Consider the following 25,523-nt stretch of genomic DNA (forward strand, 5'->3'; position numbering starts at 1 on the left):
AAGGCCGCCGCGGTATGCCTGCAATGCAAACAAGTCATGAAATCTGACTCAATTTCGTGAAATCGTTCTAATGGAAGTGATGGAGAAGGGAGTGAGGAAAGGCCGTGACAGGGTAACGAGACCTCATGACCATGGGAATCGATCCGGCAGAACTGACAGAGGACGACATGCTCCGCGAGTTGCGGCACCTGCACGCGACCCGGACCGACACGCTCCTGCACGGTTCCGGCGACGCGCTCGCCAACCACACCATGCGCACCGAGGAACTGGAGCAGGAATATCTCCGCCGGCACCCCGAGCGGGACATCGACCCCGGACGGCTGCGCGACGGCGCGCGACGGCGTTAGGGGGTGTGAGGTGACCCCGGGGCGACCAGCACCGAGCTGTTCGGCCGCAATCACAGACGACCGCCTCCGGATGTCGCGAGTGCGGCCAGCCGCGCTTCCAGGGGCGGTCCGGCCATGGCCGTTCAGGCGGTGGGGACCTGGTCGAGGAAGCCGTGGACGGTCTGGATGCGGCCGTCCTCGGTCATGACCGCGACGTCGAAGCCGACCACGATGGCCTCGCCGCCCTCAGGGCCGAGGTTCCAGGTGAAGCGGGCCAGGTTGTGGTGGGCGTCGACGTCGCCGCCCAGGGTGAAGACCAGGCCGGGGAACTGCTGCTGGACCGCGGCGATGGTGGCGTCGATCGCGTCGCGGCCGGCGGCGTCGACCAGGGGGTCGATGTAGCGGCCGTCCTCGGCCCAGAGGGCGTCGATCTCCGCGCGACGCTCGGCGGCGTCGGTGATGTTCCAGGTGGCCAGGTAGCGCTCGACCAGCTTGGCGGTGTCGCTCATGTCGTCCGTCTCCTTGTTTCCTGCGGTTGTTCCTGCAGGTCATAAAGCTACGGAGATCGGCGGAACGCGGAATCCGTCGTCCACCAGTACTTACCGGGCTCTCTATAGGTCGACCCGGATGTGTCCGGTCCGCGGTGACGGCATCAGCGGGGAAAGGCCTCGAAGGCGGGGTCAGACGTCGCGGCCTCTGGCCCGGCCGTAGATGTCGAGGGTGCCGGTCTCGGGGGCGCAGGAGAAACCGGTGGGGCTGTTCTGCAGCACGCCGTCGGGGCTCGCCGTGGCCAGGCGGACCAGCCGCCGGCTCGCGAGATAGTCGAATTCTGCCTGGGTGAACGTCATGGGACGAGCATGCGACCTCATCCAAGGTTGAGGTCAAGCTATGGTGAGGCATGCCCAAGAATGTGGAGATCACCGTGGGGCAGCTGGCCTCGCGCAGCGGGGTCGCCGTCTCGGCCCTGCACTTCTACGAGTCCAAGGGGCTGATCAGCAGCCGCCGTACGGTCGGCAACCAGCGTCGCTTCACCCGTGACACGCTGCGCCGGATCGCCTTCATCAGGGTCTCGCAGCGGGTCGGCATCCCCCTGAGGTCGATCCAGGAGGCCCTGTCCGCCCTGCCCGACGAGCGCACCCCCACCCGCGAGGACTGGGCGAAGCTCTCGGTGGCGTGGCGGAGCGAGCTGGACGACCGGATCAGGCAGCTCCAGCGGCTCCGCGACGGTCTTACCGAGTGCATCGGCTGTGGTTGCCTGTCCCTGGACCGCTGCGCGCTGGCCAACCCCGACGACGTGGCGGCGGCCCGGGGACCCGGCTCGCGTCTGATGGTCGTCCCGCGCCGTGACTGCGCCCCTCCCTCCTCCTGCGCGGGCCCGGACCTGGAGTCTCCGGAGGCGGTGGGGGCATAACGGCGTCCGGTGCGCGCACACGGCCGCGGAGACGTCCCCCGGGGACGTCAGAGGCCGTGGGCGCGTAGCCAGGCGCGGTTGGCGCGCTGGTCGTCCAGGATCCGGTCGAGGTCCTGGCCGGAGCCCGGAACGTCCTGCTCGACGACCAGCCAGCCCTGGTAGCCGCCGAGCGCGCCCAGAACGGCGGTCAGGTCGATCTCTCCTGCGCCGAGTGGGGGGAACGCGCCGCCCGCGACGGCCGCCGCCAGGTCGCCGCCGGCCGCCCGCACCCGGTCGCGCGCCTCCCGGCTCGCGTCCTTGAGGTGGAACTGGCCGATGCGGCCGCCCCACTCCCGCAGCGCCGCCACCGGGTCGCCGCCGGCCAGCCAGAGGTGGCCGGTGTCCAGGCAGAGCGAGACGTCGGTGAGCTCCAGCAGCCGCTCGACCTCATCGGGGGTCTCCACAAGCGTTCCCGCGTGGTGGTGGAAGACGGGTTCCAGGCCGCGGTCGCGGCAGCGGTCGGCCGCCTGCTGGACGCGGGAGGCGAACCCCGCCCACGCCTCGCCCGGCAGGCCGGGGGCGACGCCCCCGGCGAACCGCGCCGGGTGGGCGGGGCAGGCCAGGGTGGGCCGGGGCGCGAACCGCCCGTCGCCGACCGGCACGCTCGCGAACACCGCCAGCGCCGCGTCCAGCCCGGCCAGGTCGGCCGCGAAGGCGCCGGCGTCCTCGTAGCGCAGGTCCACCCAGCCGCCGGCCAGTCCCATCCCGGTCCGTCCCAGCCGCTCCCGCAGCTCGGCACCGGTTCCCAGGTAGCCGATCGGGCCCGAGTCGACCCCGTCGTAGCCGGCTTCGGCGAGCACGCCGAGCATGGTGTCGGCGTCCAGCGGGGCGCCCTCCACCTGGTAGATCCCGAAGTTGACGGGGGCGTTCGCGACCTTGATCGACATGGGTCACTCCATGTGGCTCAGCCAGCGCAGGGGGTTGTCGTGGGTGATCAGGCGGATGGTCTCCTCGCCGACCCCGGACTCGCGCAGCCGGGGCAGGAAGGTGCGGAACAGATGGCTGTAGCCGGCTCCGCCGTACCGCTCGATCTCGGAGACCTTCGACAGGCCGCTGCTGAGCAGCAGACGGTGCGCGTATCCGGCCTCGATGAGGTCCAGCGCCTGCCGGAGCCGGTCGGCGCCGAGGGAGGAGAGGCAGACGTAGCCCCCGCGTTCCACGATCCTCTGGGGGGTCGCCGGGTCCGTCCCGGAGCCGGCGACGCTGACCCGGTGGGCGGGCAGGCCCTCGCCGAGCAGGATCTCCAGCAGTGCCAGACCGCCGCGGTGATGGGTGGCGACGGGCAGGCCGGAGGCCAGGGACGCCCTGGCGGCGGCTGCCACGCAGCGCTCCTCGGCGGGTGTGGGCTTCTGGCCCCAGATGCCGATCTCACCGATCACGCCGGGGCGGACGCTGGTGCCGTCCAGCCCGTCCTCGATCTCGGTCAGCAGGTGCGCGGTGAGGGCGTCCACGTCGGCGTCGAGGGCACAGGAGGGGGTGAAGGGGCCGGAGAAGAATCCGGTCCCGGCCACCACGGCCACCCGGCTGCCGGCGGTGACCCGGGCCAGCGTGGCGGCGTCGCGACCCATGCCGATGCAGCTCAGTTCGACGACCAGGCCGAGCCTGTCGGACTGGCGTAGCCCGCACAGTTCCCGAATGACCTCCTGCTCCTCGTCCAGCCAGCGGTGCGGGTCGGATCCGGCGTCGGCGGCCCTGCGCATGTCGCTGCGCAGGTGCTCGCGGGGGAGGACTGCCCCGTCGATGGCGGACGGAGCGCAGGAGCCGGTGACGGTCCTGACAAGGGGAGCCTCGATTGTGTCGAGGAGAGCCTCGGGCATGAACGGACATTAACTCATATTTTGGGTAAACATAATGGAAGCCTCAATGGTTTTACCTTGTTGCCCTTAGCTTGCGATTTAACGTCACTCTCGGTGTTCGTTGCCGGTCGTTACGGTCTTTCGGTAGGGTGGACGCTTGTCCTTCGGCCGGTTCCTTGATCCTTTTGGGCGTCCGGGTCCGGGTCCGGGGCGGGTGAGTTTCGGTGAGCCGGCGGGCGTCCCCAATTTCGCACGGAGACGGCGAAAACCGAGGCGGACCCGGTACGGGCTGAGCGGCCTTCCCGCGGGTCTACCTCGGCACCAACGGCCGGGGCATCCTCTACGCCGACAACGGCGGGACCGTCCCGCCCGACGACACCACCCCGCCGTCCAAGCCCGGAAAGCCGGTCGCCTCGGCGATCACCTCTTCGGGTGCCACGCTGACCTGGACGGCGTCCACCGACAACACCGCGGTGACCGGCTACGACGTCTACCGGGAGGCCGGGGCGACCGACGTGAAGGCCGGCTCGCCGTCCTCGGCGTCGTTCGCGCTGACCGGCCTGGCCGCCGACACCTCCTTCACCTACTACGTGGTCGTTCGCAAACGGCCAGCAGATCACCCAGCTCTGGAGCGGCGTCCACACCCAGACCGGCGCCGACGTCACCGTGAAGAACGCGAGCTGGAACGGCAACCTGGGGAGCGGGGCGTCCACGACGTTCGGCTTCGGGGGTAGCTGGACCGGCACCAACGGCGTCCCCGACACCGTCACCTGCACGGCCGGCTGACCGGCCGGCCCGACCGTGGTTCCGCGCGGCCCTCCGAAGCCGCGCGGGACCCGGGCGCGGGCCACACCCTCTCCGTGCGACCCAGGGCGCAGGCGCGACTCGTTCTCCAGAACAGGCGCGGCTCATCCCCCAGAAGGAGCGGAGCTGGAATGGGCTGGCCTATTCTGGAGCGAAACCGACTGTCCGGGGGACGCGTGGCTATCTCTGATGAGGTGCGGAAAACCCAGGCCGGGACCGAGCGGCCGTCCGAGACCGGGGACGCCGACGCGTTGAAGGACGAGGCGGCGCGGCGATCGGGCATCCACGGCTGGCTTGACGGCGTCAGGTCCACCCGGACGGGCCGTCTCACCCTCAAGATCGTTATTGGCTTCCTCGGTGCCGTGCTGGTCATCGCCGGCCTCGTCATGGTCCCCTTCCCCGGACCGGGCTGGCTGGTGGTCTTCGCCGGCCTCGCCGTGCTCGCCACCGAGTTCCACTGGGCACATTTGCTGCTGGAGTTCGGCAAGCGGACCCTGTCGGCCTGGACGGCCTGGCTCGGCCGCCAGGGCTGGCCGGTCAAGATCCTGGTCGTCCTCGTGGCCGCCGTGGCCGCCATGGCCATCGTCTACTACGGCCTCAAGCTCAGCTTCCACTTCGACCTGATCGCCGAGGCGCGGAAGCTGATCAACCGTTAGCACGGTGACCGCTCCTGCCCGCCGTACGGCCGGCGGCGGCCGCGTCGTGACGGGCGGGCCGGATCACCTGAGACGGGCGGCGATGATCCGGGCGCACTCCATGGACTCGGTGCGGGTCGTGTCCACCTCCAGGTCGTAGGCCACACCGTGGTGGACCGTGTCCGCCTGCGACCGCGCCATTCCCGTGACCCGGTCGCCCCGCGCGACCTCGCGGCCCGCGGCGACCGTACTCTCACAGCGCACACCGACCCAGAGCACCTGTAGCCCGTCAAGCGCCCTCAGCCATCGCTCCTGCGAAGCCGCCCCACCGAGGAAGACCTCGTCCACGATGACGCGTGCGCCCGCGCGGACCATCGCGGCGATCCCCTGGATCCACGCCTCCTCCAGAGTCCGGAACGCGGGCTCCACGATCACCTCACCGTCCGGGGCGAACTCGATCCCCGCCCCCGGCGTCCGCATTGACGCGGGCATCCCCTGGACCAGCGTGTCGACCCCGAAGGTCAGCCACGGATCCGGCAGGATCGCCTGCAGGCACCGGGCGATCCCGGACTTCCCCGCGCTGGAACCACCGTTGAGAACGATCATTTCGGTCGTCATCGCGCCACAGTAAATGCTCCGAAGGCGTGACCGGAACGGATTTACGGCGGCCGCCTCCCGCCCACCACGACCCGGCGGACGTCCCCGACCACCGCGCCGGACGGAATCCGGCCGGCAGGCGCGGCGTCTCCGGAGAGGTTTTACCCGGAGCTTCCAGCCACATGATCATTTTGGGACGTCCCTCTCCGTAGTCTCTCTCCGTCTGATCCCCGAAGCTGGACACAAGGAGAGTGACATCCGATGCGCGCCCTGACCTCGATGGTCGCCCTGGCGGCGGCCGGAATCGTTATCGTGACCGGCGTCGCCGCCCGGGCCGACACCGTCAATCTGGGAGCGACGATCCTGCCCGGCGCCGAGGTGTCCCTCGCCAAGGGGCTCGTCCCCACGGCCCCGTACAAGGGCAAGGTCCTGGTCAAGCTGGAGAACAACACGGTGCCGACCGAGGTGAAGATCGGTACCTGTAAGGGCAAGGCCATCGGGGCGGTGACCATCGTCGCCAACGACCACGCGCCCTACGTCGCCGCCGACCCCGACACGGCCCCCGCCTGCATCCGCTTCAAGGTGAAGAACCTCGGCACCACCCCCGCCACCATCGCGGGCGCCGGTTACTTCTGACCCCGTTCCGGAGCCGGGGACACCCGACCGGCCGTCCGTGGCGTTCCCGCATGTAACGGAGGAGCCCGCATCCTTTACACGTCGGTCACAGGATCCGACCGGTGATGTAACTCGCGGTAGCCATCCTGGGGTGCATGAGTGAGACGGAACGGAGACGATCCGCCTCGGGGTGGACGCTCAACAGGGAACTGCTCAACGTCGGCGCGATCATCGTCGCCGCAGGCATGGCCCACCTCGTCATGGGCCTGATCGGGCACGACAAGTACGGTCCGGTGATGCTTCTCCTCCTCGGCGCGATCCTGGTGGTGGCCGCGCTGGGGCACCGGTTCTACGAGGAGCGCCGGCTCCGCGTCACGATGGCGGCCGAATGCGCCCGTTGCGGGGAGGTGGCGGCGGCCGCCCCGCCCCGCACGCGGAAGGCCACGTGATCAGCCGGACAGGGCCCGGCTGTCGAGCGAGATCGCGTTCTTGGCCCGCTCGGCCGACTCCTCGGATGTCGACCGCCTGGCCGCCCCGGCATGGAGAGCGTTTATGCGGTGATTTCATAATATGGACATAACATTTATATGTTAATATGTCGGAGCATATTGAGGTGCCGGATAAATCAATTAAGCATGGGTGGGATCCCGGATGAATTTCCGGCTTAAAATGCCGCAGTGTCTGTGACTCCTGGGATTTACCGACCACTCGGATGCGCCGTCATCGTCGCCTCGACGCTCGCGCTCACCCCGACCGCCGCCTACGCCGCCAGTTCCGTGGACGTCGCGCTCCCCGACACCCGGGTGACCGTGCGCGAGAGCTCCACGGACCCGTTCACGATCACCTCGTACACCCTCGGCAACTCGGCATACCTACGCAGAAGCACCGGGTTCGTCAAGCAGATCGGCTATCAGGAGGTCACCGTCGCCCCCAAGGGGACCATGGCCCTCGCGGTGCCCACCTCCTACAGTGCGGGCCACGACTCGGTGCTCCTCGCCGACCTGGCGGCGAACAAGGCCAGCAAGATCCAGACCGTCGCCAAGCCGTCCATCGCCAAGTTCGCCCACTGGTCCCGGAGCGGCACCAAGGCCGTCCTGACCGTCCAGGGCAGGAACGGCACGCTCTGGGAGACGACGGGCTTCGTGATCGTCGACGCGACGGCGAAGACCGCCCGGACGGTGATCGTGAAGGGGGTGGACAGGGCGGCGAGGTTCCGCTGGAGCCCCGACGGCGTCTACGTGGTGGCCGACTACCAGGGCGGCACCCGTTTCTACGACCAGGCCGGCGTGGTCCGGCGCGCCCTGGCCAAGACAGGGATCCCGGCCGGCGGCGAGGACGCCTTCGCACCCTCCGCGCGCACCTTCATGACCTGGTGTCCGGCGTCCTACACCGAGTACGTCTGCTTCTGGGACCGGGCCACGGGCAAGCTCGCAGGCAAGGCGGACGTCAAGCCGAAGGCCCTGCTGGGCTGGTGGGACGACAAGCACATCATCGCCGTCATGGCCAGTGGGAACGCCTACCGGGTCGCCGTGCTCGACCTCCAGGGCAAGGCCACGCGGGTGCTGGCCGACATCTCCGCCGAGGACTGGAAGAACAAGGTCTACCTCAGCTACACCCGCCGGTGACGACCTCCGGTCCGGTACGGCCGCCGCGCCCGCCGTACCGGACCGGCGGACAGATCGGAGAAGCCCGGCTCCGGGCGCGCCGGCAGGGCGGCTCCGGTCACGGCTACAGGTACAGGCCGGTGCCGTTGTCGGTCTGCGGGGTGGCGATGGCGTGCAGGTCGCGCTCGCGCATGATGAGGTAGAGCTGGCTGTGGACCTCGACCTCGTACTGGTCCTCGGGATTGAACAGCACCTTGTCGCCCACCTTCACCGCGCGGGCGTTCGGGCCCGCACCGCAGACCTCGCCCCAGACGAGCCGGTTGGCCATCTTCACCGTGGCGGGGATGACGATGCCCGCCGTGCTGCGCCGCTCCTCCGGCTCCTGCTCAACCTTGATCATGACGCGGTCGTGGAGCATCTGGATCTCGAACTTCGGGTCACCCACAGGACAAAGCTTATGGGACCGGCGGGATCGCCCCGGCGGGCCCGGTGGCTCGGCCGTCCTCCCCGGGCCTGTCGGGAGTCGCCCGCACGGGTCCGGATCGGCCGGTCAACCTGCGGTTCAGGGGAGCACCAGTTCGGCGAAGACGGCCCGGTGGTCGGTGCCGGGGACACGGTGGACGCCGAACGACCGGACCCCGATCCGGGGGTCGGCGAGCACATGGTCCAGCGTCACCCCGGGGACCGGCTCCCAGCCCTGCTGGGGCCAGGTCGGGGTGAAACCCTGCCCGGTGACGTCGGCGGCGTCGCGGTAGCCGGCGGTGAGGAGTTCCCGCATGACCGCATGGTCGAGGGTGGCGTTGAAGTCCCCGGCCAGGATCCCGGTACGGCCCGGCGCCGGGCCTGGGCAGCGCCCGCAGGCCCTGGGCCCAGCAGGCCGCCTTGTAGTCGAACCGGGGGGCGCAGGGGTGGACCGAGACGATCTGGAGGTTCTGCTCGGGCGCGACGGCCACCGACTGGCGGAAGTTGCCGTAGTTGAGCGCGGCCTGGTCCGCGCGGAGCGGGAATCGCGCGTAGACGCCGGAGCCCCAGACGCCCGGGACGGGCTCGCCGGCCAGGTGGGGGAGGGCCTTGCGGATGCCCGCCTTCTCCAGGCGCTCGGCCGCCTCGGGGGTGAGCTCCTGGAGGGTCAGGATGTCGGGCCTGAGCCGTAGGACGAGGTCCATGACCGTCTTGGTGTCGGCGTCGCCGCGCGCGAGGTTGGCGGCCAGCACCCGCAGCGGCGCAGGACCAGGGCGAGCAGCGCGACGGCGACCGAGGCCGCCGCCACGTACGGGGTGAACGCCACGAGCTGGATCCACCGGAATCCGGCGTCCCAGCCGGTCGTCCGCAGCACCGCCCAGGCCGCGAACGGCGTCACCAGGATCCAGATCAGGACGCTGATCCAGCGCCTCCGGTGCGGGCGGTCGGCAGGCGGGGCCGTAGTGGAGATCGTTTCGGTGGTCATCTCGCCGGACGCTACCGGTTCAGGCGCGCCGGGAGAAGGCCCGGATCACCGCTCCTGCGGGGGACGGTGGCTCAGCAGGTCTCCCGGCTGGCACTCCAGAACCTCGCAGAGCCGGGTCAGCGTGGTGAACCGGACGGCCTTGGCCCGGCCGTTCTTCAGGATCGACAGGTTGACCACGGTCACCCCGACGCGCTCGGCCAGCTCGGTGAGTGTCATCCCGCGCTCGGCCAGCAGGTGGTCGAGGTGGACGGCGATGGAGTGGGACTCCATCTCGGCCGGTGACATCAGACCGTCCCTTCCAGGTCGTCGCGCATCCGGACCCCGTCGCGCAGGACGCCGGACAGCACCAGCAGGCCGAGGCCGGCGGCGACCACGAAACCGGGGAAGATCATTGCCTGCCAGATCAGCTGGCCGGTGTCGGGTGTGGGGTCGTGGAAGCCGAGCCGGCCGGACATGTTGGGCATGACGCCGGGTCTGGCCAGCTGCGCGGCCCATTCCTCGTCCTGCACGGAGAAGCCGTAGAAGGAGTTGGGTGTGCGTGCGTCGACGGAGCCGTACGTCAGGCCGAAGAGGCCCGCCCGCGAGTAGAGCACCAGGCCGGTGATCGCTCCGGTTATCACGACCAGGAGGACGAACACGGCGGGCCTGGCCGTCATGCGTCCGATCATGTTGTTCTGCGTTGCCACGCGACCGCTCCAAGGAATATCGAATATCGATAGTATCGATGAACGTAACCATCGAAAGTCGATATGGCAAGTCGGATCCCGGATGTCGGGAGCGCGGAGTAGGCTCACCGGACATGACGGACCTCTCCCCTGACCTGGTCGGTGACTACCTCGACTGGTATCTCGCGGCCAACCCCATCCACGCCGCCCTCGCGGACGCGGAAGGCTATGACAGGACCCTCGGCGACTTCACCGAGGCCGGCATCCTCGCCCGCGAGCGGGAGTCGCGACAGTGGCTGGCGCGCTTCCAGGCGGCGCGGGGCGGAGACTTCGAGGACGTGGTCGACCGCGAGCTGATCATGTCCACCCTGCGCGGCGGGCTCGCCTACGAGGCCTGGCCCGCCTGGCGGCGCGACCCGTCCGTCTACCTGGGGCCGGTCTTCAACTCGATGTTCAGCCCGTTCCTGAACCGGCTGGCACCCGAGGGCGAGCTGGTCGAGGCGGCCGTCGCGCGGCTGGCGGAGGTGCCGGGCGTCATCGCGGCCTGCCGTACGAACCTCGATCCCGCGCTGGCGGCCCCGCTGCTGATCGAGCGGGGTCTGGGCCAGGCGCGGACCGCCCGGCGCTTCCTCACCGAGACGGTCCCCGGCCAGGTGGCCGACGAGACGCTGCGCGCCCGGCTGGTCGCGGCGGCCGAGCCCGCGGCGGCGGCCTTCGACGAGTTGGTGGGGTTCCTGGAGGGTTTCCAGGCCACCGGCACCTGGCGGATGGGCCAGGAGCTCTACTCCACGCTGCTGCGCGAGCGGGAGATGCTCGGTTACGGCGCCGACGAGCTGCTCAAACGCGGTCAGGCGGCCTACGACGAGCTGGACGCGCAGATGCGCGAGGTCGCCCGGCGGCTGCCCGGCGGCTCCGATGACTGGCACGCCGCCGTCGTCGCCCTCCAGGACGACCACGCGCCGACCCTGGAGGACATGCGGGCCGAGTACGACGCCGAGACCGAGCGGGCCAGGAGATTCGTGCGCGAGCACGGCCTGGTGACGTTCGCCGAGGGCGAGGAGTGCCGGGTGGTGCCGTCGCCGGAGTTCCAGCGGCCCATCCTGGCCGTCGCCTCCTACCTGCAGCCCCCGCCCCTGTCCCCCTCGCGGATCGGGCACTTCTTCGTACCGTTCACCCCCGACTCCTTCACCGAGGAGCAGGTGCGCCAGCGGCTGCGCACCAACGCCAGGGCGCAGATGCCCTCCATCGCCGTCCACGAGGCCTACCCCGGTCACCACTGGCACCTGTCCTGGATGGCAGGCAACCCGCGCCGGGCCCGCAGGCTGTTCCGCACGCCCTACTTCACCGAGGGCTGGGCCCTGTACGTGGAGAAGGTCATGCGGGAGCAGGGTTACTTCACCACCCCCGCCCAGGAGCTCGCCCACCTGGACTTCCGCCTCTTCCGGGCGGCCCGCATCATCGTGGACACCTCGCTGCACTGCGGTGACATGAGCGTCGAGGAGGCCGAGGAGTTCATGACCACCCGGTCCTCGCTCACCCCCGGCACGGCCAAGGGCGAGGTCGCCCGCTACTGCGCCTGGCCCACCCAGGCCCCCTCCTACCTGACCGGCGCCCTGGAGATCGACCGCATCCGCGACGACTACCTGGCCGCGGACCGCGGTGACCTGCGCACCTTCCACGACGCCCTGGCGGGCTCCGGCGGCCTCCCCCTGGGGCTGGCCCGCCGGGTGGCCCTGGAAGGCTGACGGCATGACCGACGACGAGGCGAGGGTTCTGGACGCCCTGGACGAGGCGGAGACGGTCCGGCTCCTGACCGAGCTGGTCCGGGTGCCGAGCGTGACCGGCACCGACGCCGAGTCGGATCTGCAGCACCGCTGCGGCGGGCTGCTCACCGAGGCGGGGCTGGACGTCGACGTCTGGAAGCTCGACCTCGACACCCTCCAGGCCGCCCCCGGATTCCCCGGCACGGAGGCCCCCCGCGTCGAGGGCTACGGCGTCGTCGGCGTCACCGGGGGCGAGGGCGCCCCCGCCCTCGTCCTGCAGGGGCACGTGGACGTGGTGCCGACCGGCGACCTGGCCAAGTGGGAGGGCGGCGACCCCTTCGGCGCCCGGATCGGCGGAAACGTCCTGCACGGCAGAGGGGCCTGCGACATGAAGGCGGGACTCGCGGCGAACCTCGCCGTCGTCGCCGCCCTCCGCAGGTCGAAGGTACGGCTGGCCCGGCCGCTGGCCGTGCACTGCGTGGTGGGGGAGGAGGACGGCGGCCTGGGCGCGTTCGCCACCCTGGCCCGCGGCCACCGGGGCGAGGCCGCGGTGATCACCGAGCCGACCGGCGGGGCGATCATCGCGGCGACGGCCGGCGCGCTGACCTTCAGGATCGAGGTCGCCGGGCGGGCGGCCCACGGCGCCACCCGCTACGAGGGCGTCAACGCCCTGGAGGTCTTCTGGCCGGTCTTCGAGGCGATCAGGCGGCTGGAGGCCGACCGCAACCGCGCCCCCGACCCGGTCTTCGACGGGAACCCGCTGCCCTACCCGATCGAGATCGGGACGGTCCGGGCGGGCGACTGGGCCAGCAGCGTGCCGGACCTGCTCGTCGCCGAGGGCCGTCTCGGCGTGCGCCTGGACGAGGACCCCGCCCAGGCGCGTCTCGCCCTGGAGACCGCTGTCGCCGAGCTCGGCCACCCGTGGCTGCGGGAACATCCCCCCGCCGTCACCTGGCCGGGCGGCCAGTTCGCCAGCGGCCGGCTGCCCGCCGGGCACGAGCTGCTGGACCAGGTCGCCACGGCGGTGGCCGACGTGACCGGGACCCGCCCCGCCGAGACGGCCGCGCCGTACGGGAGCGACCTGCGCCTGTACGCCGCGGGCGGCATCCCGGCCCTGCACTACGGGCCGGGTGACGTCCGCTTCGCCCACGCCCCGCGCGAGCAGGTCGACCTGCGCGAGCTCCGCGACGTCACCCGGGCGCTCGCCCTGCTGGTCCTGCGCCGGTGCGGCGTCAGGGGCTGACCCGTCAGCCGGCGGCGGCGCCGGTGTCGCCGGAGGGCGGCGCGCGGCGTCACCTCGGCGGGTCGAAGGGACGGGGTTCGGCTTCGAGCCAGGCCAGGACGGCCATCACCCGCCGGTTGTGGTCGTCGGACGGCGGCAGTCCCAGCTTGGCGAAGATGTTGTTGGTGTGCTTGCCGACCGCCTTGTCTGTGACGTGGAGGCGTCCGGCGATCGCGAGGTTGGACATGCCCTCGGCCATCATCGCGAGCACCTGCCGCTCCCGTGGCGTCAGTTCGGCGAGCGGCTCGTCCCTGCCGTGGCGGGTCAGCAGCTGGGAGATCACCTCGGAGTCCATGGCGGTGCCCCCGGCGGCCACCCGCCGCACGGAGTCGACGAACTGGTCGACGTCGCCGATCCGGTCCTTCAGCAGGTAGCCCACCGCGCCGGTGCGGTCGGACAGCAGCTCGCGGGCGTAGAGCTGCTCCACATACTGCGACAGGATCAGCACCGGCAGCCCCGGCACGTGGCGCCGTGCCTCCAGGGCGGTGCGGAGCCCCTCGTCGGTGAAGGTGGGCGGCAGCCGTACGTCGATCACGGCGACGTCGGGGCGGTGCCGCATCAGCGCGTCGAGCAGCATCGGTCCGTTGTCGACGGCCTCGACCACGTCGAGCCCCTTGGCGGACAGCAGGTGGATCAGGCCGTCCCGCAGGAGGGCGAGATCTTCGGCGATGACAACGCGCACGGCAGCTCCATGGTGAGTTCGGTCGGGCCGCCGGAGGGGCTGCTCACCGCGAGCGAGCCGTCGAAGGCGGACAGGCGGCGTTCGATGCCGCGCAGGCCGGTGCCGGCGGCGAGGTCGGCGCCGCCGCGCCCGTCGTCGCCGACGGTCAGGCGCAGGACGTCGTCCGAGTGGCGCAGCCGTACCCATGCCCGGGTGGCGTCGCTGTGCTTGGCCATGTTGGTCAGGGCCTCACCCGCCGCGAAGTACAGGGCGGACTCGACCGGTGCCTCGGGGCGGCCCGGCAGGTCGATTCCGATCTCGACCGGGACCGGGCAGAGCAGCGCGGCGGCCTCGATCGCCCCGGCCAGCCCCCGGTCGGCGAGCACCGGCGGATGGATGCCGCGCACGATGTCCCGCAGCTCGGCCAGGGCCTGGCCGGTGGACCCCAGGCCTCCTCGACCAGCTCCTGAACCTGGGCGAGATCGTGGGAGCCCCTGGCCAGCCCCAGGTTCATCCGCACCGAGATGAGCCTGGCCTGCGCACCGTCGTGCAGGTCGCGCTCGATCCGGCGCAGCTCGGCCGCCTGCGCGTCGAGGGCCGCCGCCCTGGACTCGGTCAGCTCCCTGATCCGCCGGGCCGGTGAGGACGTCGGCCGGAGCAGCAGGTGGGCCATGCGTGCCTGCCCGGTGCGGAACAGGGGCACGGCCGCCAAGATGATCAACAGGATCGACAGTGACAGGGTGAACGTCACCATCCGGCCCGTGTCCACCGTCCGCAGGGTCCAGATCGCGCCGACGGCGGACAGCATCGCCCAGACGGCGATCCCGAAGGCCGCGCTGGTGACACCGTGGACGGCCAGCCAGAGGAGGTCACGCCAGGTGGCGGGGTCGCGCAGGGCGGGGATCAGATGAGCCCGGATCCGCGGTCCGGCCGGTGAGCTGTACGGCTCGGCGATGGCGCGGCCGAGGGCCCTGCTCACCCGGGCCCGCTGGAAGCGTGCGAAGGACCGGACCGGCGTGAGCAGGCGGGCCAGCGGCGGGAGTCCGATCCCGGCCACCGGGACCAGTGCGACACCGGCCAGCACCGTGGCGGTGAGCAGCAGCGCGGCCACGCCCGTGGCGGCGTTCAGCGACAGCTCTCCGGCGGAGACGAGTCCATGCTTCAGCGCGCGGCGGATCCTTGTCACCGGATCAGTCTGCCCGTTCGACGCCGCGGAGACGGTAGGCCCAGCCCCACCACGGTGGGTGGCGATATCCCACCTTTGCGGGGGACTCGCACCGATGGCGGCCGCTGAGCCGTGTCTGGAGGCTGGATCACGTCACTCAAGCGATGGGAGTCTCCGTGACCGTTTTCCTGGAAAAACCGACCGGCCCCGGCACCTCCGGCCGGCCCGGCGAGCCAGGCGTCCGCCTCCCCCCGCAAGGCACCACCTGCGAGCGTTCGGCCGTCGAATAGCCCGGCCGAGCCGGATCCCGGGTCCTCCACCGGGTGCGGACGGCGTGGAGTCCTGCGAGGTCAGGCGTAGGTGCCGCGGACCTCGACGATGTCGGCCAGCGGGAACTCCAGGTAATCGCCGGCCTCCTCGCACCACGCGTCGAGCACGCCGCTGCGCAGCTCGCCGTGGCTGATGGTGGCGGTCAGGCCGTCGGTCAGCGTGATCGCCGCCCGCACCCCCCGGTCCACCACGAAGCCGAGCAGCGACTGCTGGGCGGTCGGCAGCCGGGAGGCCATGCGGCCGATGACCGCCCACGTCCTGCCCTGGTGCCGGGTGACGTCGTTCTCGGCGGTGAGCAGCCGCCGGGCGTGCTCGTGCGGGTCGGGAGGCGGCTCCAGCAGCGGGTACGACTGCTCCAGCTCGGCCACCCGGCCGCCGGGCAGCAGGATCAGCCGCCCGTTCTGCGGCTCCTCGATCCGGGCGCGGCGGATGGTGATCTCCCCGGTGTCCTCGATCGGCACCGGGGCGTAGCCGTTCTCCCGGAGGGCGGCGAGGGTCTTGTCGGCGGGCACCGAGCTGGCCAGCACGGTCGGCGCCAGCAGGCGCAGGCCCAGTCTGCCCAGCCGCCGGTGCCCGGCGATCTCGGCCAGCAGCACCGGGTCGGAGGCCTGCACGATACAGGCGACCGTGGTCACGGTGACCTCGCCGTGCCGCCTGGCCACGTCACGCACCAGATAGTCGAGAGGCTGCGGCACCGTTCCCACCTCGGCGAGGTCGGCCAGGAGGGCGTCGGCGCCGTAGCCCGCGTCCATCGCCCGGCGCACGCTCGCCGGGGTGAAGCGCCATACCGAGGCCGCGCCGCGTGACTCGCGTTCGGCGGTCCGGTCCAGCAGCTCGGCCAGCTCGGTGGAGGGCGGCCCGGTCACCACGGCGGTGAGGTCGGCGCCGAACAGGGCGCTCCGCCGTACGCTGGCCAGTGCGCGGGTGGAGCACTCCATCAGTAGCGGGTCGTGCTCCACGACCGGGGTGGAGTCGTCGTTCTCGTCGCCCGCCCAGGTGTCCAGGGCGGCCAGCGCGCGGCCCAGGTCGGTGATCGTGTCGTAGGCGACGAGCCCGAGCATCCGGGCCTCTTCGAGTACGGCGGGGGCGCACTCGGCCAAGAGCGACTGCTCCAGCAGCGGGGCGTGCCAGTGCGCGGATCTGACCAATCCGGCCTGGTCCGTGCATGCCGTACTGGCGGGCAGGCGGGCCAGCACGCCGAGCACCGCCCGCCGGGCCCGGCCGACCGCGGCCCCGGCGGGGTCGTCGCCGAGCACCGTGCCGTATTTGCCGCCGATCCTGCGGAGCGACGAGCGTTCCATCCGCCACCACGCCGCCAGCAGCACCCGCAGCCTGGCCGCCGCGTCGTCCAGCCGCCAGCGGTCGAACTTCTCGGTGGGCACCAGCCCGCCGGTCGGCTCGTCCCAGGCCAGCAGCCGGGCCACCGCGCAGATCTCCAGCAGGAGCCGGGTCTCGTCCTCGTCGCAGCCGGTGTCCTTGGCCAGCCGGCGGACCTCGCGCACACCGACCCCGCCCGCCTTCAGCAGCGGCAGCGGGACCTTGGCGGTGTTCTCCAGCATCGCGGCGCAGCGTTCGACCACGTGCGGGGCGGCCAGCGTCATCAGGTGGTCGACTGTCTCGGGGTCCACCGGCACGGTCGCGAGCTCGGGCGGGCAGGGGGTGAACGGGGGGTGGTAGCCGGGACCGCGCAGCGCGAGCGCCACCTCCCGGGGCATCTCGGCCACGTTCCAGCTCGGCCGGAAGAGCAGACCGTGATCGGCGACCCACTTCTCCGGCGTGCCCGGTATGACGAACCGGCCGCCGTCCACATCGCGGATCGGGCCGTCCCAGGCGAACTCGTCCAGCAGCCGCTCCGTGCCCTCCGGAGCCCGTTCGACCATGGCGGTCACCCGCCGGGGATCGGAGAGCACCTCGGTGACCCTGATGACCATCCGCCTTTTGGGGCCGTGGGGCAGGCCCAGCGCCCTGGCGAGCGCGCGGAGGGCGTCGGCGCTGACCGCCCAGGAGTTCAGGTAGTGCGAGAGCGGCTCGCCGAGTCCGCAGGGGGCCGTCCACCAGCGGGAGACCCCGTCGGCGATGTGGATCCGCCCCTCGTCGTCCGGCCAGGCCAGGGCATGGTCGAACAGCCGGTCGATCCAGGGGGCCACGTCGGCCTCCGGCACGCCCATGAACCGGGCCAGTGCCTCCAGGTCGACCCGGGCGCCCAGGGACAGGGCGGCCTGCGCGACCTCCAGGCACGGGAGCGGCAGCCCGCGCATGACGGACATCAGGGCGAACCCGTTGCCCAGCCGCTGCGCCAGGGTGTCCAGGCGGCGCGGCCACGGCGGGGCGATGGCGTCCGGCCGGTTCGCCAGCACGTGGGTGAGCCGTTCTTCGTCGAGGGTTTTCAACCAGCCGAGCAGGTGATCGTCCATCTCGCAGCTCTCTCAGGAATCTCGCGCGGGGACTCTCCGTGAGCCATAGGAATCCACGGTAATGCAGAGGGCATCCCCGACGGCATGTACCGCGCAGAATGCAATGCGTTCCGGGGGTGTTCTCCCGCATTCTTGACCGATCCCGGGACCGCCGGCGGGGGAGGCTCGGCGGGCCCGGGACCGATCGGCGCCAGATGAGGGGAAGAGGCGGCGCCTTCACGGGAAGGTCTTCTGATGGAGGGAGAGGCCCGCTGAGGGCTGCTCATGGATCTTTACCGGAGGACGGCCCAGACGATTTTGCCGTAGGGAGCCAGCGGCGCCCAGCCCCAGCGGAGGCTGAGCGATTCGACGATGTGCAGGCCGAGGCCACCGATGTCCAGCGGCGACGGGTCGCGGAGCGCGGGAAGGCCCGCCCCGGGATCGTTGAGCGCGCAGGCGACGAGGCGGTTCCGGCGGATCAGGGAGAGCCTGATCGGTTCCCTGGCGCGTGATTCGGCCAGCCGCAGGCCGTGCCTGAAGGCGTTGGTGGCCAGCTCCGAGACGACCAGCTCCATGTTCTCGCTCAGCTCGGTGAGCTTCCACCCGGTGAGGGTGCCCGTCGCGAAGCTGCGGGCCGAGTGGACGGACTCGGCCTGTGGGGGGAGCACGAAGGTGGCGCTGGCCATGGCCGGAGATCCGGACAGGAGGTCACGCGCCGCGTCTGGCCACCAGCCGACTGGGGGCCACCAGTCGAGCGCTGTCCATGACGTTCGGGGGGGCGCGGTTTGGGCGGACTGCACACCGGTCATCATGGTGCAAACTCGCGTGCAGGTGCAAGAGCGAATGCACGTGCATAAGGGATGTGCAAGCGCTACGGTTACCCCAGATTCGGCAATCCGTACGGAAAGGGGACCTTGTTCGCGGCTAAGGAATCTTGGGCCGTGAAGTGACAGACTGTCGGTCAGGGAAGCGAGCAAGGAGCACACGTGTCCATGGACCCGCCCGGTACCGGTTCCACTGTTCGGCGCATCATGCTCGGCGCAAGCCTGCGTCGCCTGCGTGAGGAGAAGGGGCTCGCCCGTGAGGCGGCCGGATTCCACATCCGCGCCTCCGAGTCCAAGATCAGCCGAATGGAGCTCGGCCGTGTGGGTTTCAAGACACGGGACGTGGAAGACCTGCTCACCCTATACGGCGTGCTCGACGACGCCGAACGGCGCGGCCTGCTGGAGATGGTCCGCGAGGCGAACACCCCCGGCTGGTGGCACAAGTTCGGTGACCTGTTGCCGAACTGGTTCACCACCTATGTGGGGCTGGAGGAGTCGGCGGACGTGATCCGCACCTACGAGGTGCAGTTCGTCCCCGGCCTGCTGCAGACGTCCGCCTACGCGCGCACGGTGATGCGACTGGGCTATCCGGACGCACCGGAGGCGGAGATCGACCGTCGTGTGCATATGCGAATGCAGCGACAGGATCGCCTGACGAAGAGGAACGGCCCGCGGTTGTGGGCGGTCATCGACGAGGCGGCCCTGAGGCGGCCCATCGGAGGTAAGGAGATCATGCGTGAACAGCTCCAGCACCTGCTGGAGGTGGCCACGTTGCCCAACATCACCCTCCAGGTGATGCCCTTCCGATTCGGTATGCACGCGGCCGAGGGTGGCGCGTTCAGCATCTTGCGTTTTCCCGAGTCCGACCTGTCGGACGTCGTTTATGTCGAGCAGCTCTGGGGTGCCCTCTACCTGGACAAACGTGAGGACGTCGATCCATACCTCACGGCTATGGAGCAGCTGTGCGTGGAAAGCACCACGCCCGGGGGCACCGCCGAGATCCTCGGCGACCTTCTCAGAGAGATCTAAATGGAGCAGACTTACAACGGCATGCCCGCCACGGACCTGGCGGGAGCCAGTTGGCGCAAGAGCCGCTACAGCAACTCACAGGGAAACTGCGTGGAGCTCGCCGAACTTTCAGATGGCAGCATCGCGGTCCGTAACTCCCGTTTTCCCGACGGCCCAGCCCTGATCTACACCCGCGACGAGATCCGTGCGCTGGTGCTCGGGGTGAAGGATGGCGAGTTTGACAGCCTGACGGTGTAACACTGTTTTTACATCCGGCTCACCTCGTAACCCTGGTGCGTCGGTGATGTAACGCAAGAAGTAAGCAGGTCGGGCAGAGTCTGTGTTCTCAGAGGGACAATGGGGCGGAGAAATTGGGGGCCCAGACCATGCTTGACCAGATGACCCTGTATCCCGTGGCCGACGACGTACTGTTCGCGCCCGGTGGCCGTGTCGTGATCCGCACCTACGGTGTCGCCTCGGTGGCCGCGCACGAGGGGGAGGCCACCACGGTTTCCTACCGGACGTGGGTCACCGGGGTCCGTGACCAGCCTCGTTACTGGCGCTGGGGGCATTTCGAAGACGCCTGTCACGGTCATCGCAAGGTCCTGGAATGGCTGACCGGGCGGGGCCCGCAGCCGCACGCCGCGGCCGCTTGACGGTAAGGAAGGGCGTGGTGGCCGTCGACCTGGGGATCGGCTTTCACGATGATGGCGACGGCTGACGCCATGTAACCGGCGCCGGGTACGGTCACCCACCGCACCCGGCACTCCGCCTGCTCCGACCAGGCTGGTCCCGACCAGAGCTGTTCCGGCCGGACCCGCTCCGGCCGGGGTCGCTCCGGCCGGAGCCGTCCGGGTCAGACGGGAGCGTTCCAGGTGAGGACGACGGGCTCGCCGTGCTCGAAGCCGAGCCGGGAGTAGGTGCCCGTGTCCAGGCGGAAGAAGCGGCCGTCCCGCGCGGGCAGGCCGAGCCAGCGGGCGCACAGCACCCGGAGAAAGTGCCCGTGGGCGACCAGGGCCACGTCGCCGTCGACCGTACGGGCCCGGGCGATCAGCCGGTCGGCGCGGGCGCCGACCTCCTCCACGCTCTCGCCGGGGTGCTCGGCGTCGCCGGGGATGACCCCGTCGCGCCACAGATACCAGTCGGGACGTGTCCGGCGGATGTCCGGCGTGGTGATGCCCTCGTAACCGCCGTAGTCCCATTCCCACAGGTCGGGATCCGTGTCGTAGGTCGTGAGCCCGGCGAGTTCGGCCGTCCGTTGGGCGCGTAGCGCGGGGCTGACAAGAGCCAGGTCGAAGGTCCGGCCCTTGACCAGTGGGGCGAGCGCCCATGCCTGGTTCTCACCCTTGCCGGTGAGCGGCAGGTCGGTGCGCCCGGTATGACGCCCGTCCCTGCTCCATTCGGTCTCGCCGTGCCGCAGCAGAATCATCTCGTTCATGATGTCCCCATCATGCCGGTACGGTCTGCGGTGGCCGGTCAGCGCCCCGCGAAATCTTCGGCGACCGGGGAGACGTCCGGATCGTGCTCGTGGGGAGGGCCGGCATGGTCATCGTGCACCGCCCCGAGGCCGTGATCGGAGCACAGGGGCGTGAGAAACTGGGCCAGTGACGATATCTGTGGGTTTGGTGGGCGCAGGGCCCTGGGCGGAGAAGGTGCACGCGCCGATGCTGGCCGCCGGACCCCATACCCGGCTGGCAGGCGTGTGGGCGCGGCGCCCCGAGGCGGCCTCGAGATTCGGCGTCCCGGTCTTCGAACGCGTCGAGGAACTGTTCGACAACTGCGAGGCGGTCGCGTTCTCGGTACCGCCCGCCGTACAGGCCGAGATCGGGGTGCTCGCCGCCAAGGCGGGCAAGGCCCTGCTGCTGGAGAAGCCGCTCGCCGCGGACCTGAACGGGGCGCGGCGGCTGGCCGAGGCGGTCGCCGAGGCGGGCGTGGCCTCGCAGATGGTGCTCACCTGGCGCTACTCGGCCGCCACACGGTCCTTCCTGGCACGGGTTTCGGCCCTCGAACCGTTCGGGGGATACGCGGCCAACATCTCCGGGGCGCTGCTCGGCGGTGACTTCGCCAGCCCGTGGCGGCTGGAGCGCGGAGCGATCCTCGACGTCGGCCCACACATGATCGACATGCTGGACGCCGCGCTCGGCCGTGTCACCGGGGTCCGCGCCCACGGCAACACGCTGGGATGGGCCGGGCTGCTGCTGGAACACGAGACCGGCGCGGTGAGCGAGGCCTCGCTCTGCATGAGCGTGCCGGGCGAGACGCCGCCCTCCAGGGTGGAGGTCTACGGCCGGCTGGGCCGGGAGGTCATCGACGGTGACCAGATCGGCTCCGACGCCTTCGCCGTCATGCTCTCCGAGTTCGCCCAGACCGTGCGCCGGGGCGGTGGTCACCCGCTCGACGCCGCTCACGGCCTCCGCCTCCAGGAGATCATCTCCGCTGCGGAGGACCAACTCGGTTAGCGGGTGGCCCCGCGCCGGGCACGAGGGCCGCAACGGCCGTCGCCGGCATCCCGGCCGTCCGGTGACTACCGGCGGATGTTCGTCTGCTCCGCGGTGGGGATCGCCGCGAGGTAGACCTGCTTGGCGCCCAATACGTCGCAGAGTCGGCCGTAGAGCGGCAGCATCGCCGTCGCCCCCAGGGTGAACGCCGCGACCAGCCAGGCGACGCGGTCGAGGCCGTGGAGGTCACCGCCCGGCTCGCGGCCGCGCAGATCATGGGCGTCCGCAACGCGCTCGTGACGGAGAACCTGCGGCGTCTCCTTGAGGGGGAGTCCGCCGACGCCGTCCATCCTGACGCGCTCGCCAACGCGGAACAGGGCTTCGGCATGCTTGAAGAGGGACTCGGCGCGTACGGCATCCGGGAGGCGGACCGGCCGGCTGCCATGTCGCACCCGGCATGAGTGTCGCCGGTCTCCGGTGCGGGAGGGCGGGGCAGGAGCCCGCGGCACCGGAGTATCCGGCACACTTGGTAACGTTTGTCCCACGCGCAGCGCGTAGCGAAGTCCGGTGTGAGTCCGGCGCTGTCCCGCAACTGTCATGGTCCTCACGGATCGAGCCAGGTCGCCTTCCGCTGCCGTCGACGCCGTCAACCCTCGTGGAAAAGGGTGATCCGTCCCTTTTGCGGGTCTCTCGGTTCCGGCAACTGAAAGGACCTCGCTTGAGGCCCGTACGTACCACTCTCGCCGGCGCGTTCCTCGGCGCACTGACCCTGGCCGGATGCGGTCAGAGTCCTGCCCCCGCCACCCCCGCCGCGGCCACCGCATCCCCGGCCTCTCCCGCCTCCCCGGCCGCCGCGGGCTTCCCGGTCACCGTCGAGGCGGGCAACGGGTCGGTGGCCCTCGCCAAGAGGCCCGAGCGGATCATCTCGCTGTCGCCCACCGCCACCGAGAACCTGTTCGCGATCGGAGCCGGCCCCCTGGTCGTCGCGGTGGACGACCAGTCGAACTACCCGGCGGAGGCGCCGAAGAGCGACCTGTCGAGCTTCAAACCGAACGCGGAGGCGATCATCGCCCAGAAGCCCGACCTGGTGGTGCTCTCCAACGACATCGACAACGTCGTGGCCAAGCTGACCAAGGTCAACGTCCCGGTGCTGCTGGAGCCCGCGGCCACCAAGCTCGACGAGGCCTACGACCAGATCGCCGACCTCGGCGCGGCCACCGGCAACGAGGACAAGGCCGACGAGGTCGTGGCCGGGATGCGGAAGCAGATCGACGCGCTCGCCGCGGCCGCGCCCAAGGACAAGAAGCTCACCTACTACCACGAGCTGGACACCACGCCCTACTCGGCCACGTCCACCACCTTCATCGGCCAGATCTACGGCCTGTTCGGCCTGACCAACGTCGCCGACAAGGCCCCCGACGCGGCCGGCGGTTACCCCAAGCTCTCCGCCGAGTTCGTCGCCCAGGCCGACCCGGACCTCATCTTCCTGGCCGACACCAAGTGCTGCGCCCAGTCCAGGGACGCCCTCGCCAAGCGCCCCGGCTGGTCCAGGCTCTCCGCCGTCAAGAACGACCAGGTCATCGGCCTCGACGACGACATCGCCTCCCGGTGGGGGCCGCGCATCGTGGACCTCGCCAAGCAGGTCGGCGACGCCGTCCAGAAGGCCGCGACCGACTAGATGGCCGATCTCTCCCGCCCGGCCGGAGCCGCCCGCCCGGCCGGGACCGCCGGGGCAGCAGACCCCCCTTCCCCGGACGCCCCCGCGGCGGAGCACGGCGCGGGCTCCCTGCAGGCCGGGACGGCGGGACGTGACGCGAAGGCGGCCGGCGTCCCGCCGCGGCCGGCCGCCGGTCCCCGGCGGTCGGCATGGCTGCTGGCGCCGGCCTTCCTGCTGGCCGCCATGCTCGCCGCCCTGATGATCGGCGCGGCGGACATCGCCCCGGAGAAGGTGGCGCTGCAACTGCTCGACTGGCTGCCGTTCGTCTCGGCCGACTCCGGGCTGGCGCCGGTCGAGCAGGGCCTGCTGCTGGAACTCCGGCTGCCCAGGGTCCTGCTCGCCGCGATCGTCGGCGGGTTGCTGGCCACCGCGGGCGCCGGCTACCAGGGGGTGTTCCGCAACCCGCTGGCCGATCCCTACCTACTGGGAGCCGCCGCGGGCGCCGGCCTCACGACCACGACGGCGATCGTTTTCATGAAGGGCGACAACGACGCCCTCCTCATCCCGGTCGCCGCGTTCGCGGGGGCCATCGGCGGCGTCCTGCTCGCCTACGCCCTGGGCAACGTCGCCGGCCGGGGCGGCGGCACCGCCACACTGGTCCTCGCCGGCGTGGCGGTCTCGTCCTTCCTCACCTCCGTCCAGACCTTCCTGCAGCAGCTCAGGGTGGAGGAGCTCCAGCGCGTCTACGCCTGGATCCTCGGCGACGTCGGCGGCGGCTGGGACCAGGTCGCACTGGTCGCGCCGTACGCCGTGGTCTCGGTGGTGGTCATGCTGCTCCACGGCAGGCTGCTCGACGTGCTCTCGGTCGGCGACGACGAGGCGGTCAGCCTCGGCCTGAACGTCGCCCGGGTCAGGCTGGCCGTGCTGCTCGCCGCCTCCCTGGCCACCGCGGCGGCCGTCGCGGTCAGCGGGCTGATCGGCTTCGTCGGCATCGTCGTCCCCCACGTGGTCCGCCGCCTGGCCGGGGGGTCCTATCGGGTCGTGCTCCCGCTCTCGCTGATCGGCGGCGCCGCCTTCCTGGTCCTCGCCGACCTGATCGCCCGGACCGCGCTGGCCCCGGCCGAGCTGCCCATCGGCGTCGTCACCGCCTTCTTCGGCGCGCCGTTCTTCGTCGCGGTGCTCCGCATGACCAGGCGGGTGGAGACATGAGCGGGCCGGCCGCACGGCGCGGCGCACACGCCCGCGCGGGTTCAGGCCCGCAGGACGGGGGGATCACGTGAGCCACGTCGAGGTGCGCGACCTCACCGTCGTCCTGGAGACGCGGACCGTGCTGTCCGGCGTCGACTTCCAGGTACGCGGCGGTGACTGGCTGGCCGTCATCGGAGCCAACGGCGCGGGCAAGTCCACGCTGCTCAGAGCGCTCGCCGGGGTACTGCCGTGCTCCGGTGAGGTGCTCATCGACGGCAGGCCCGCCCGCCGGCTCCGGCCCAGGGACCGGGCCCGGCTGCTCGCCTACGCCCCGCAGGCGCCGGCGCTCCCCGTCGACATGACCGTGTTCGACTACGCCCTGCTGGGCCGCACGCCGTACATCTCCTATCTGGGCAGGGAGAGCCGCCGCGACCGCGAGGTGACCGCGTCGGTGCTGGACCGGCTCGACCTGGCGTCGTTCGCCTCCCGCGCCCTCGGCCACCTGTCCGGGGGTGAGCGCCAGCGCGTCGTGCTCGCCAGGGCGCTGGTCCAGCAGGCCCCCGTGCTCCTGCTCGACGAGCCCACCACCGCCCTGGACCTGGGGCACCAGCAGCAGGTCCTGGAGCTCCTCGACCGGCTCCGCCTGGCCGACGGGCTGACCGTGGTCACGACCCTGCACGACCTGAGCCTCGCCGGCCAGTACGCCGACTCGATGATGCTGGTCGCCGGAGGCAGGGTGGCGGCCTCGGGCGCCCCGGCCGAGGTGCTGACGGAGAAACTGATCGGCGAGCACTTCGACGCCCGCGTCCGCGTCGGTACCGGCGCCGGCGGCAGGCCCGAGGTCCATCTGGAACGCCCATGAGGCCGGAACGCGT

32 protein-coding genes and 2 pseudogenes are annotated in these 25,523 nt (G+C 71.1%); 17 read left to right on the top strand and 17 right to left on the bottom strand.

Going from position 1 to position 25,523, the window contains the following annotated elements; translation table 11 throughout:
* The first annotated feature begins 125 nt into the window (after positions 1–125).
* Positions 126–347, top strand: a complete 222-nt coding sequence (locus tag FHR32_RS26295; protein WP_184757227.1) for a DUF6158 family protein — start codon at positions 126–128, stop codon at positions 345–347.
* A gap of 122 nt (positions 348–469) precedes the next feature.
* Here the strand turns inward: FHR32_RS26295 and FHR32_RS26300 are convergent, their stop codons facing one another.
* Together FHR32_RS26300 and FHR32_RS26305 are read right to left on the bottom strand one after the other, a co-directional pair.
* Complete coding sequence (locus FHR32_RS26300; protein ID WP_184757228.1) at positions 470–835, bottom strand: nuclear transport factor 2 family protein; 366 nt, start codon at positions 833–835, stop codon at positions 470–472.
* Positions 836–1,006: 171 nt separating this feature from the next.
* Positions 1,007–1,174: a PNPOx family protein gene (locus FHR32_RS26305; protein WP_184757229.1), complete on the bottom strand. Its 168-nt coding sequence runs from the start codon at positions 1,172–1,174 to the stop codon at positions 1,007–1,009.
* A gap of 50 nt (positions 1,175–1,224) precedes the next feature.
* Here FHR32_RS26305 and soxR point away from each other — a divergent pair, with 50 nt between their 5' ends.
* Positions 1,225–1,737 carry a redox-sensitive transcriptional activator SoxR gene (soxR, locus tag FHR32_RS26310; RefSeq protein WP_184757230.1) on the top strand — a complete coding sequence of 171 codons (513 nt, stop codon included), beginning with the start codon at positions 1,225–1,227 and terminating at the stop codon, positions 1,735–1,737.
* Positions 1,738–1,784: 47 nt separating this feature from the next.
* On the opposite strand, the gene FHR32_RS26315 is transcribed toward soxR, so the two are convergent.
* Together FHR32_RS26315 and FHR32_RS26320 are read right to left on the bottom strand one after the other, a co-directional pair.
* Entirely contained in the window at positions 1,785–2,663 is an 879-nt protein-coding gene (locus FHR32_RS26315) for a sugar phosphate isomerase/epimerase family protein (RefSeq protein WP_184757231.1), read from the bottom strand.
* A 3-nt stretch (positions 2,664–2,666) separates the two neighbouring features.
* Positions 2,667–3,593, bottom strand: coding sequence for a phosphotriesterase family protein (locus tag FHR32_RS26320; protein WP_184757232.1), 927 nt, complete (start codon positions 3,591–3,593; stop codon positions 2,667–2,669).
* Between the two features lie 419 nt (positions 3,594–4,012).
* On the opposite strand from FHR32_RS26320, the pseudogene FHR32_RS44760 reads away from it, so the two are divergent.
* The 3 genes and pseudogenes from FHR32_RS44760 to FHR32_RS26330 form a co-directional block, all read left to right on the top strand.
* A pseudogene (locus FHR32_RS44760) lies at positions 4,013–4,120 on the top strand (hypothetical protein); the annotation flags it as partial.
* Positions 4,121–4,187: 67 nt separating this feature from the next.
* Complete coding sequence (locus FHR32_RS44765) at positions 4,188–4,358, top strand: cellulose binding domain-containing protein (protein ID WP_312882759.1); 171 nt, start codon at positions 4,188–4,190, stop codon at positions 4,356–4,358.
* Between the two features lie 194 nt (positions 4,359–4,552).
* Positions 4,553–5,032, top strand: coding sequence for a TIGR02611 family protein (locus FHR32_RS26330; protein ID WP_312882707.1), 480 nt, complete (start codon positions 4,553–4,555; stop codon positions 5,030–5,032).
* 63 nt (positions 5,033–5,095) lie between these two features.
* On the opposite strand, the gene cpt is transcribed toward FHR32_RS26330, so the two are convergent.
* Entirely contained in the window at positions 5,096–5,629 is a 534-nt protein-coding gene (cpt, locus tag FHR32_RS26335; protein ID WP_184757234.1) for a chloramphenicol phosphotransferase CPT, read from the bottom strand.
* Positions 5,630–5,869: 240 nt separating this feature from the next.
* Between cpt and FHR32_RS26340 the strand changes: the two genes are divergently transcribed.
* From FHR32_RS26340 to FHR32_RS26350, 3 genes are all read left to right on the top strand, one after another.
* Positions 5,870–6,244, top strand: coding sequence for a hypothetical protein (locus tag FHR32_RS26340; protein WP_184757235.1), 375 nt, complete (start codon positions 5,870–5,872; stop codon positions 6,242–6,244).
* Between the two features lie 134 nt (positions 6,245–6,378).
* On the top strand, positions 6,379–6,672 hold the full coding sequence (locus FHR32_RS26345) for a hypothetical protein (protein ID WP_184757236.1): 294 nt from the start codon (positions 6,379–6,381) through the stop codon (positions 6,670–6,672).
* A 228-nt stretch (positions 6,673–6,900) separates the two neighbouring features.
* On the top strand, positions 6,901–7,848 hold the full coding sequence (locus FHR32_RS26350; protein WP_184757237.1) for a hypothetical protein: 948 nt from the start codon (positions 6,901–6,903) through the stop codon (positions 7,846–7,848).
* Between the two features lie 103 nt (positions 7,849–7,951).
* On the opposite strand, the gene FHR32_RS26355 is transcribed toward FHR32_RS26350, so the two are convergent.
* From FHR32_RS26355 to FHR32_RS26380, 5 genes and pseudogenes are all read right to left on the bottom strand, one after another.
* Positions 7,952–8,272, bottom strand: coding sequence for a GroES family chaperonin (locus FHR32_RS26355; protein WP_184757238.1), 321 nt, complete (start codon positions 8,270–8,272; stop codon positions 7,952–7,954).
* A 117-nt stretch (positions 8,273–8,389) separates the two neighbouring features.
* Positions 8,390–8,993: pseudogene (locus FHR32_RS47365) on the bottom strand (endonuclease/exonuclease/phosphatase family protein).
* Positions 8,957–9,274 carry a hypothetical protein gene (locus FHR32_RS26370; RefSeq protein WP_184757240.1) on the bottom strand — a complete coding sequence of 106 codons (318 nt, stop codon included), beginning with the start codon at positions 9,272–9,274 and terminating at the stop codon, positions 8,957–8,959. Before FHR32_RS26370 ends, FHR32_RS47365 begins: the two are co-directional and overlap by 37 nt.
* Before the next feature lie 45 nt (positions 9,275–9,319).
* Entirely contained in the window at positions 9,320–9,559 is a 240-nt protein-coding gene (locus FHR32_RS26375) for a helix-turn-helix domain-containing protein (RefSeq protein ID WP_184757241.1), read from the bottom strand.
* A complete protein-coding gene (locus FHR32_RS26380) occupies positions 9,559–9,960 on the bottom strand; it encodes a hypothetical protein (protein WP_184757242.1) in 402 nt (133 codons plus the stop codon). The genes FHR32_RS26375 and FHR32_RS26380 overlap by 1 nt, the downstream gene beginning before the upstream one ends.
* Before the next feature lie 113 nt (positions 9,961–10,073).
* Between FHR32_RS26380 and FHR32_RS26385 the strand changes: the two genes are divergently transcribed.
* Complete coding sequence (locus tag FHR32_RS26385; RefSeq protein ID WP_184757243.1) at positions 10,074–11,684, top strand: DUF885 domain-containing protein; 1,611 nt, start codon at positions 10,074–10,076, stop codon at positions 11,682–11,684.
* Positions 11,685–11,688: 4 nt separating this feature from the next.
* Positions 11,689–12,945 (top strand): ArgE/DapE family deacylase, encoded by a 1,257-nt coding sequence (locus FHR32_RS26390; protein WP_184757244.1) that lies wholly within the window; start codon positions 11,689–11,691, stop codon positions 12,943–12,945.
* A 49-nt stretch (positions 12,946–12,994) separates the two neighbouring features.
* On the opposite strand, the gene FHR32_RS26395 is transcribed toward FHR32_RS26390, so the two are convergent.
* The 5 genes from FHR32_RS26395 to FHR32_RS26410 form a co-directional block, all read right to left on the bottom strand.
* Entirely contained in the window at positions 12,995–13,666 is a 672-nt protein-coding gene (locus tag FHR32_RS26395) for a response regulator (RefSeq protein WP_184757245.1), read from the bottom strand.
* Entirely contained in the window at positions 13,618–13,881 is a 264-nt protein-coding gene (locus FHR32_RS44770) for a sensor histidine kinase (RefSeq protein WP_246467432.1), read from the bottom strand. The genes FHR32_RS26395 and FHR32_RS44770 overlap by 49 nt, the downstream gene beginning before the upstream one ends.
* 5 nt (positions 13,882–13,886) lie before the next feature.
* On the bottom strand, positions 13,887–14,831 hold the full coding sequence (locus FHR32_RS26400) for a sensor domain-containing protein (RefSeq protein ID WP_312882708.1): 945 nt from the start codon (positions 14,829–14,831) through the stop codon (positions 13,887–13,889).
* 329 nt (positions 14,832–15,160) lie between these two features.
* Complete coding sequence (locus FHR32_RS26405) at positions 15,161–17,554, bottom strand: helicase-associated domain-containing protein (protein WP_184757246.1); 2,394 nt, start codon at positions 17,552–17,554, stop codon at positions 15,161–15,163.
* 272 nt (positions 17,555–17,826) lie between these two features.
* Positions 17,827–18,219: an ATP-binding protein gene (locus FHR32_RS26410; RefSeq protein WP_184757247.1), complete on the bottom strand. Its 393-nt coding sequence runs from the start codon at positions 18,217–18,219 to the stop codon at positions 17,827–17,829.
* A 306-nt stretch (positions 18,220–18,525) separates the two neighbouring features.
* Between FHR32_RS26410 and FHR32_RS26415 the strand changes: the two genes are divergently transcribed.
* The 3 genes from FHR32_RS26415 to FHR32_RS26425 all read left to right on the top strand — a co-directional run bounded on the left by FHR32_RS26415 (position 18,526) and on the right by FHR32_RS26425 (position 20,021).
* On the top strand, positions 18,526–19,386 hold the full coding sequence (locus FHR32_RS26415) for a Sco1979 family transcriptional regulator (protein ID WP_376773407.1): 861 nt from the start codon (positions 18,526–18,528) through the stop codon (positions 19,384–19,386).
* Entirely contained in the window at positions 19,387–19,623 is a 237-nt protein-coding gene (locus tag FHR32_RS26420; RefSeq protein WP_184757249.1) for a DUF397 domain-containing protein, read from the top strand.
* A 140-nt stretch (positions 19,624–19,763) separates the two neighbouring features.
* A complete protein-coding gene (locus FHR32_RS26425; protein WP_246467434.1) occupies positions 19,764–20,021 on the top strand; it encodes a hypothetical protein in 258 nt (85 codons plus the stop codon).
* Positions 20,022–20,221: 200 nt separating this feature from the next.
* Here FHR32_RS26425 and FHR32_RS26430 read toward each other — a convergent pair whose 3' ends face one another.
* Entirely contained in the window at positions 20,222–20,803 is a 582-nt protein-coding gene (locus FHR32_RS26430) for a histidine phosphatase family protein (RefSeq protein ID WP_184757251.1), read from the bottom strand.
* Between the two features lie 166 nt (positions 20,804–20,969).
* On the opposite strand from FHR32_RS26430, the gene FHR32_RS26435 reads away from it, so the two are divergent.
* The gene (locus FHR32_RS26435) at positions 20,970–21,824 is read left to right on the top strand and encodes a Gfo/Idh/MocA family protein (RefSeq protein WP_184757252.1); all 855 of its coding nucleotides are present in this window, start codon (positions 20,970–20,972) and stop codon (positions 21,822–21,824) included.
* Between the two features lie 65 nt (positions 21,825–21,889).
* Here the strand turns inward: FHR32_RS26435 and FHR32_RS26440 are convergent, their stop codons facing one another.
* Positions 21,890–22,255, bottom strand: a complete 366-nt coding sequence (locus tag FHR32_RS26440; protein ID WP_184757253.1) for a hypothetical protein — start codon at positions 22,253–22,255, stop codon at positions 21,890–21,892.
* A gap of 266 nt (positions 22,256–22,521) precedes the next feature.
* Here FHR32_RS26440 and FHR32_RS26445 point away from each other — a divergent pair, with 266 nt between their 5' ends.
* The 3 genes from FHR32_RS26445 (at position 22,522) to FHR32_RS26455 (ending at position 25,510) form a co-directional block, all read left to right on the top strand.
* A complete protein-coding gene (locus FHR32_RS26445) occupies positions 22,522–23,481 on the top strand; it encodes an ABC transporter substrate-binding protein (RefSeq protein WP_184757254.1) in 960 nt (319 codons plus the stop codon).
* A 222-nt stretch (positions 23,482–23,703) separates the two neighbouring features.
* Entirely contained in the window at positions 23,704–24,669 is a 966-nt protein-coding gene (locus tag FHR32_RS26450) for a FecCD family ABC transporter permease (protein WP_184757838.1), read from the top strand.
* 67 nt (positions 24,670–24,736) lie between these two features.
* Positions 24,737–25,510 (top strand): ABC transporter ATP-binding protein, encoded by a 774-nt coding sequence (locus FHR32_RS26455; protein WP_184757255.1) that lies wholly within the window; start codon positions 24,737–24,739, stop codon positions 25,508–25,510.
* Positions 25,511–25,523 lie beyond the last annotated feature (13 nt).

The organism is Streptosporangium album (genome assembly GCF_014203795.1).
In the GTDB taxonomy this organism is placed as follows: domain Bacteria; phylum Actinomycetota; class Actinomycetes; order Streptosporangiales; family Streptosporangiaceae; genus Streptosporangium; species Streptosporangium album.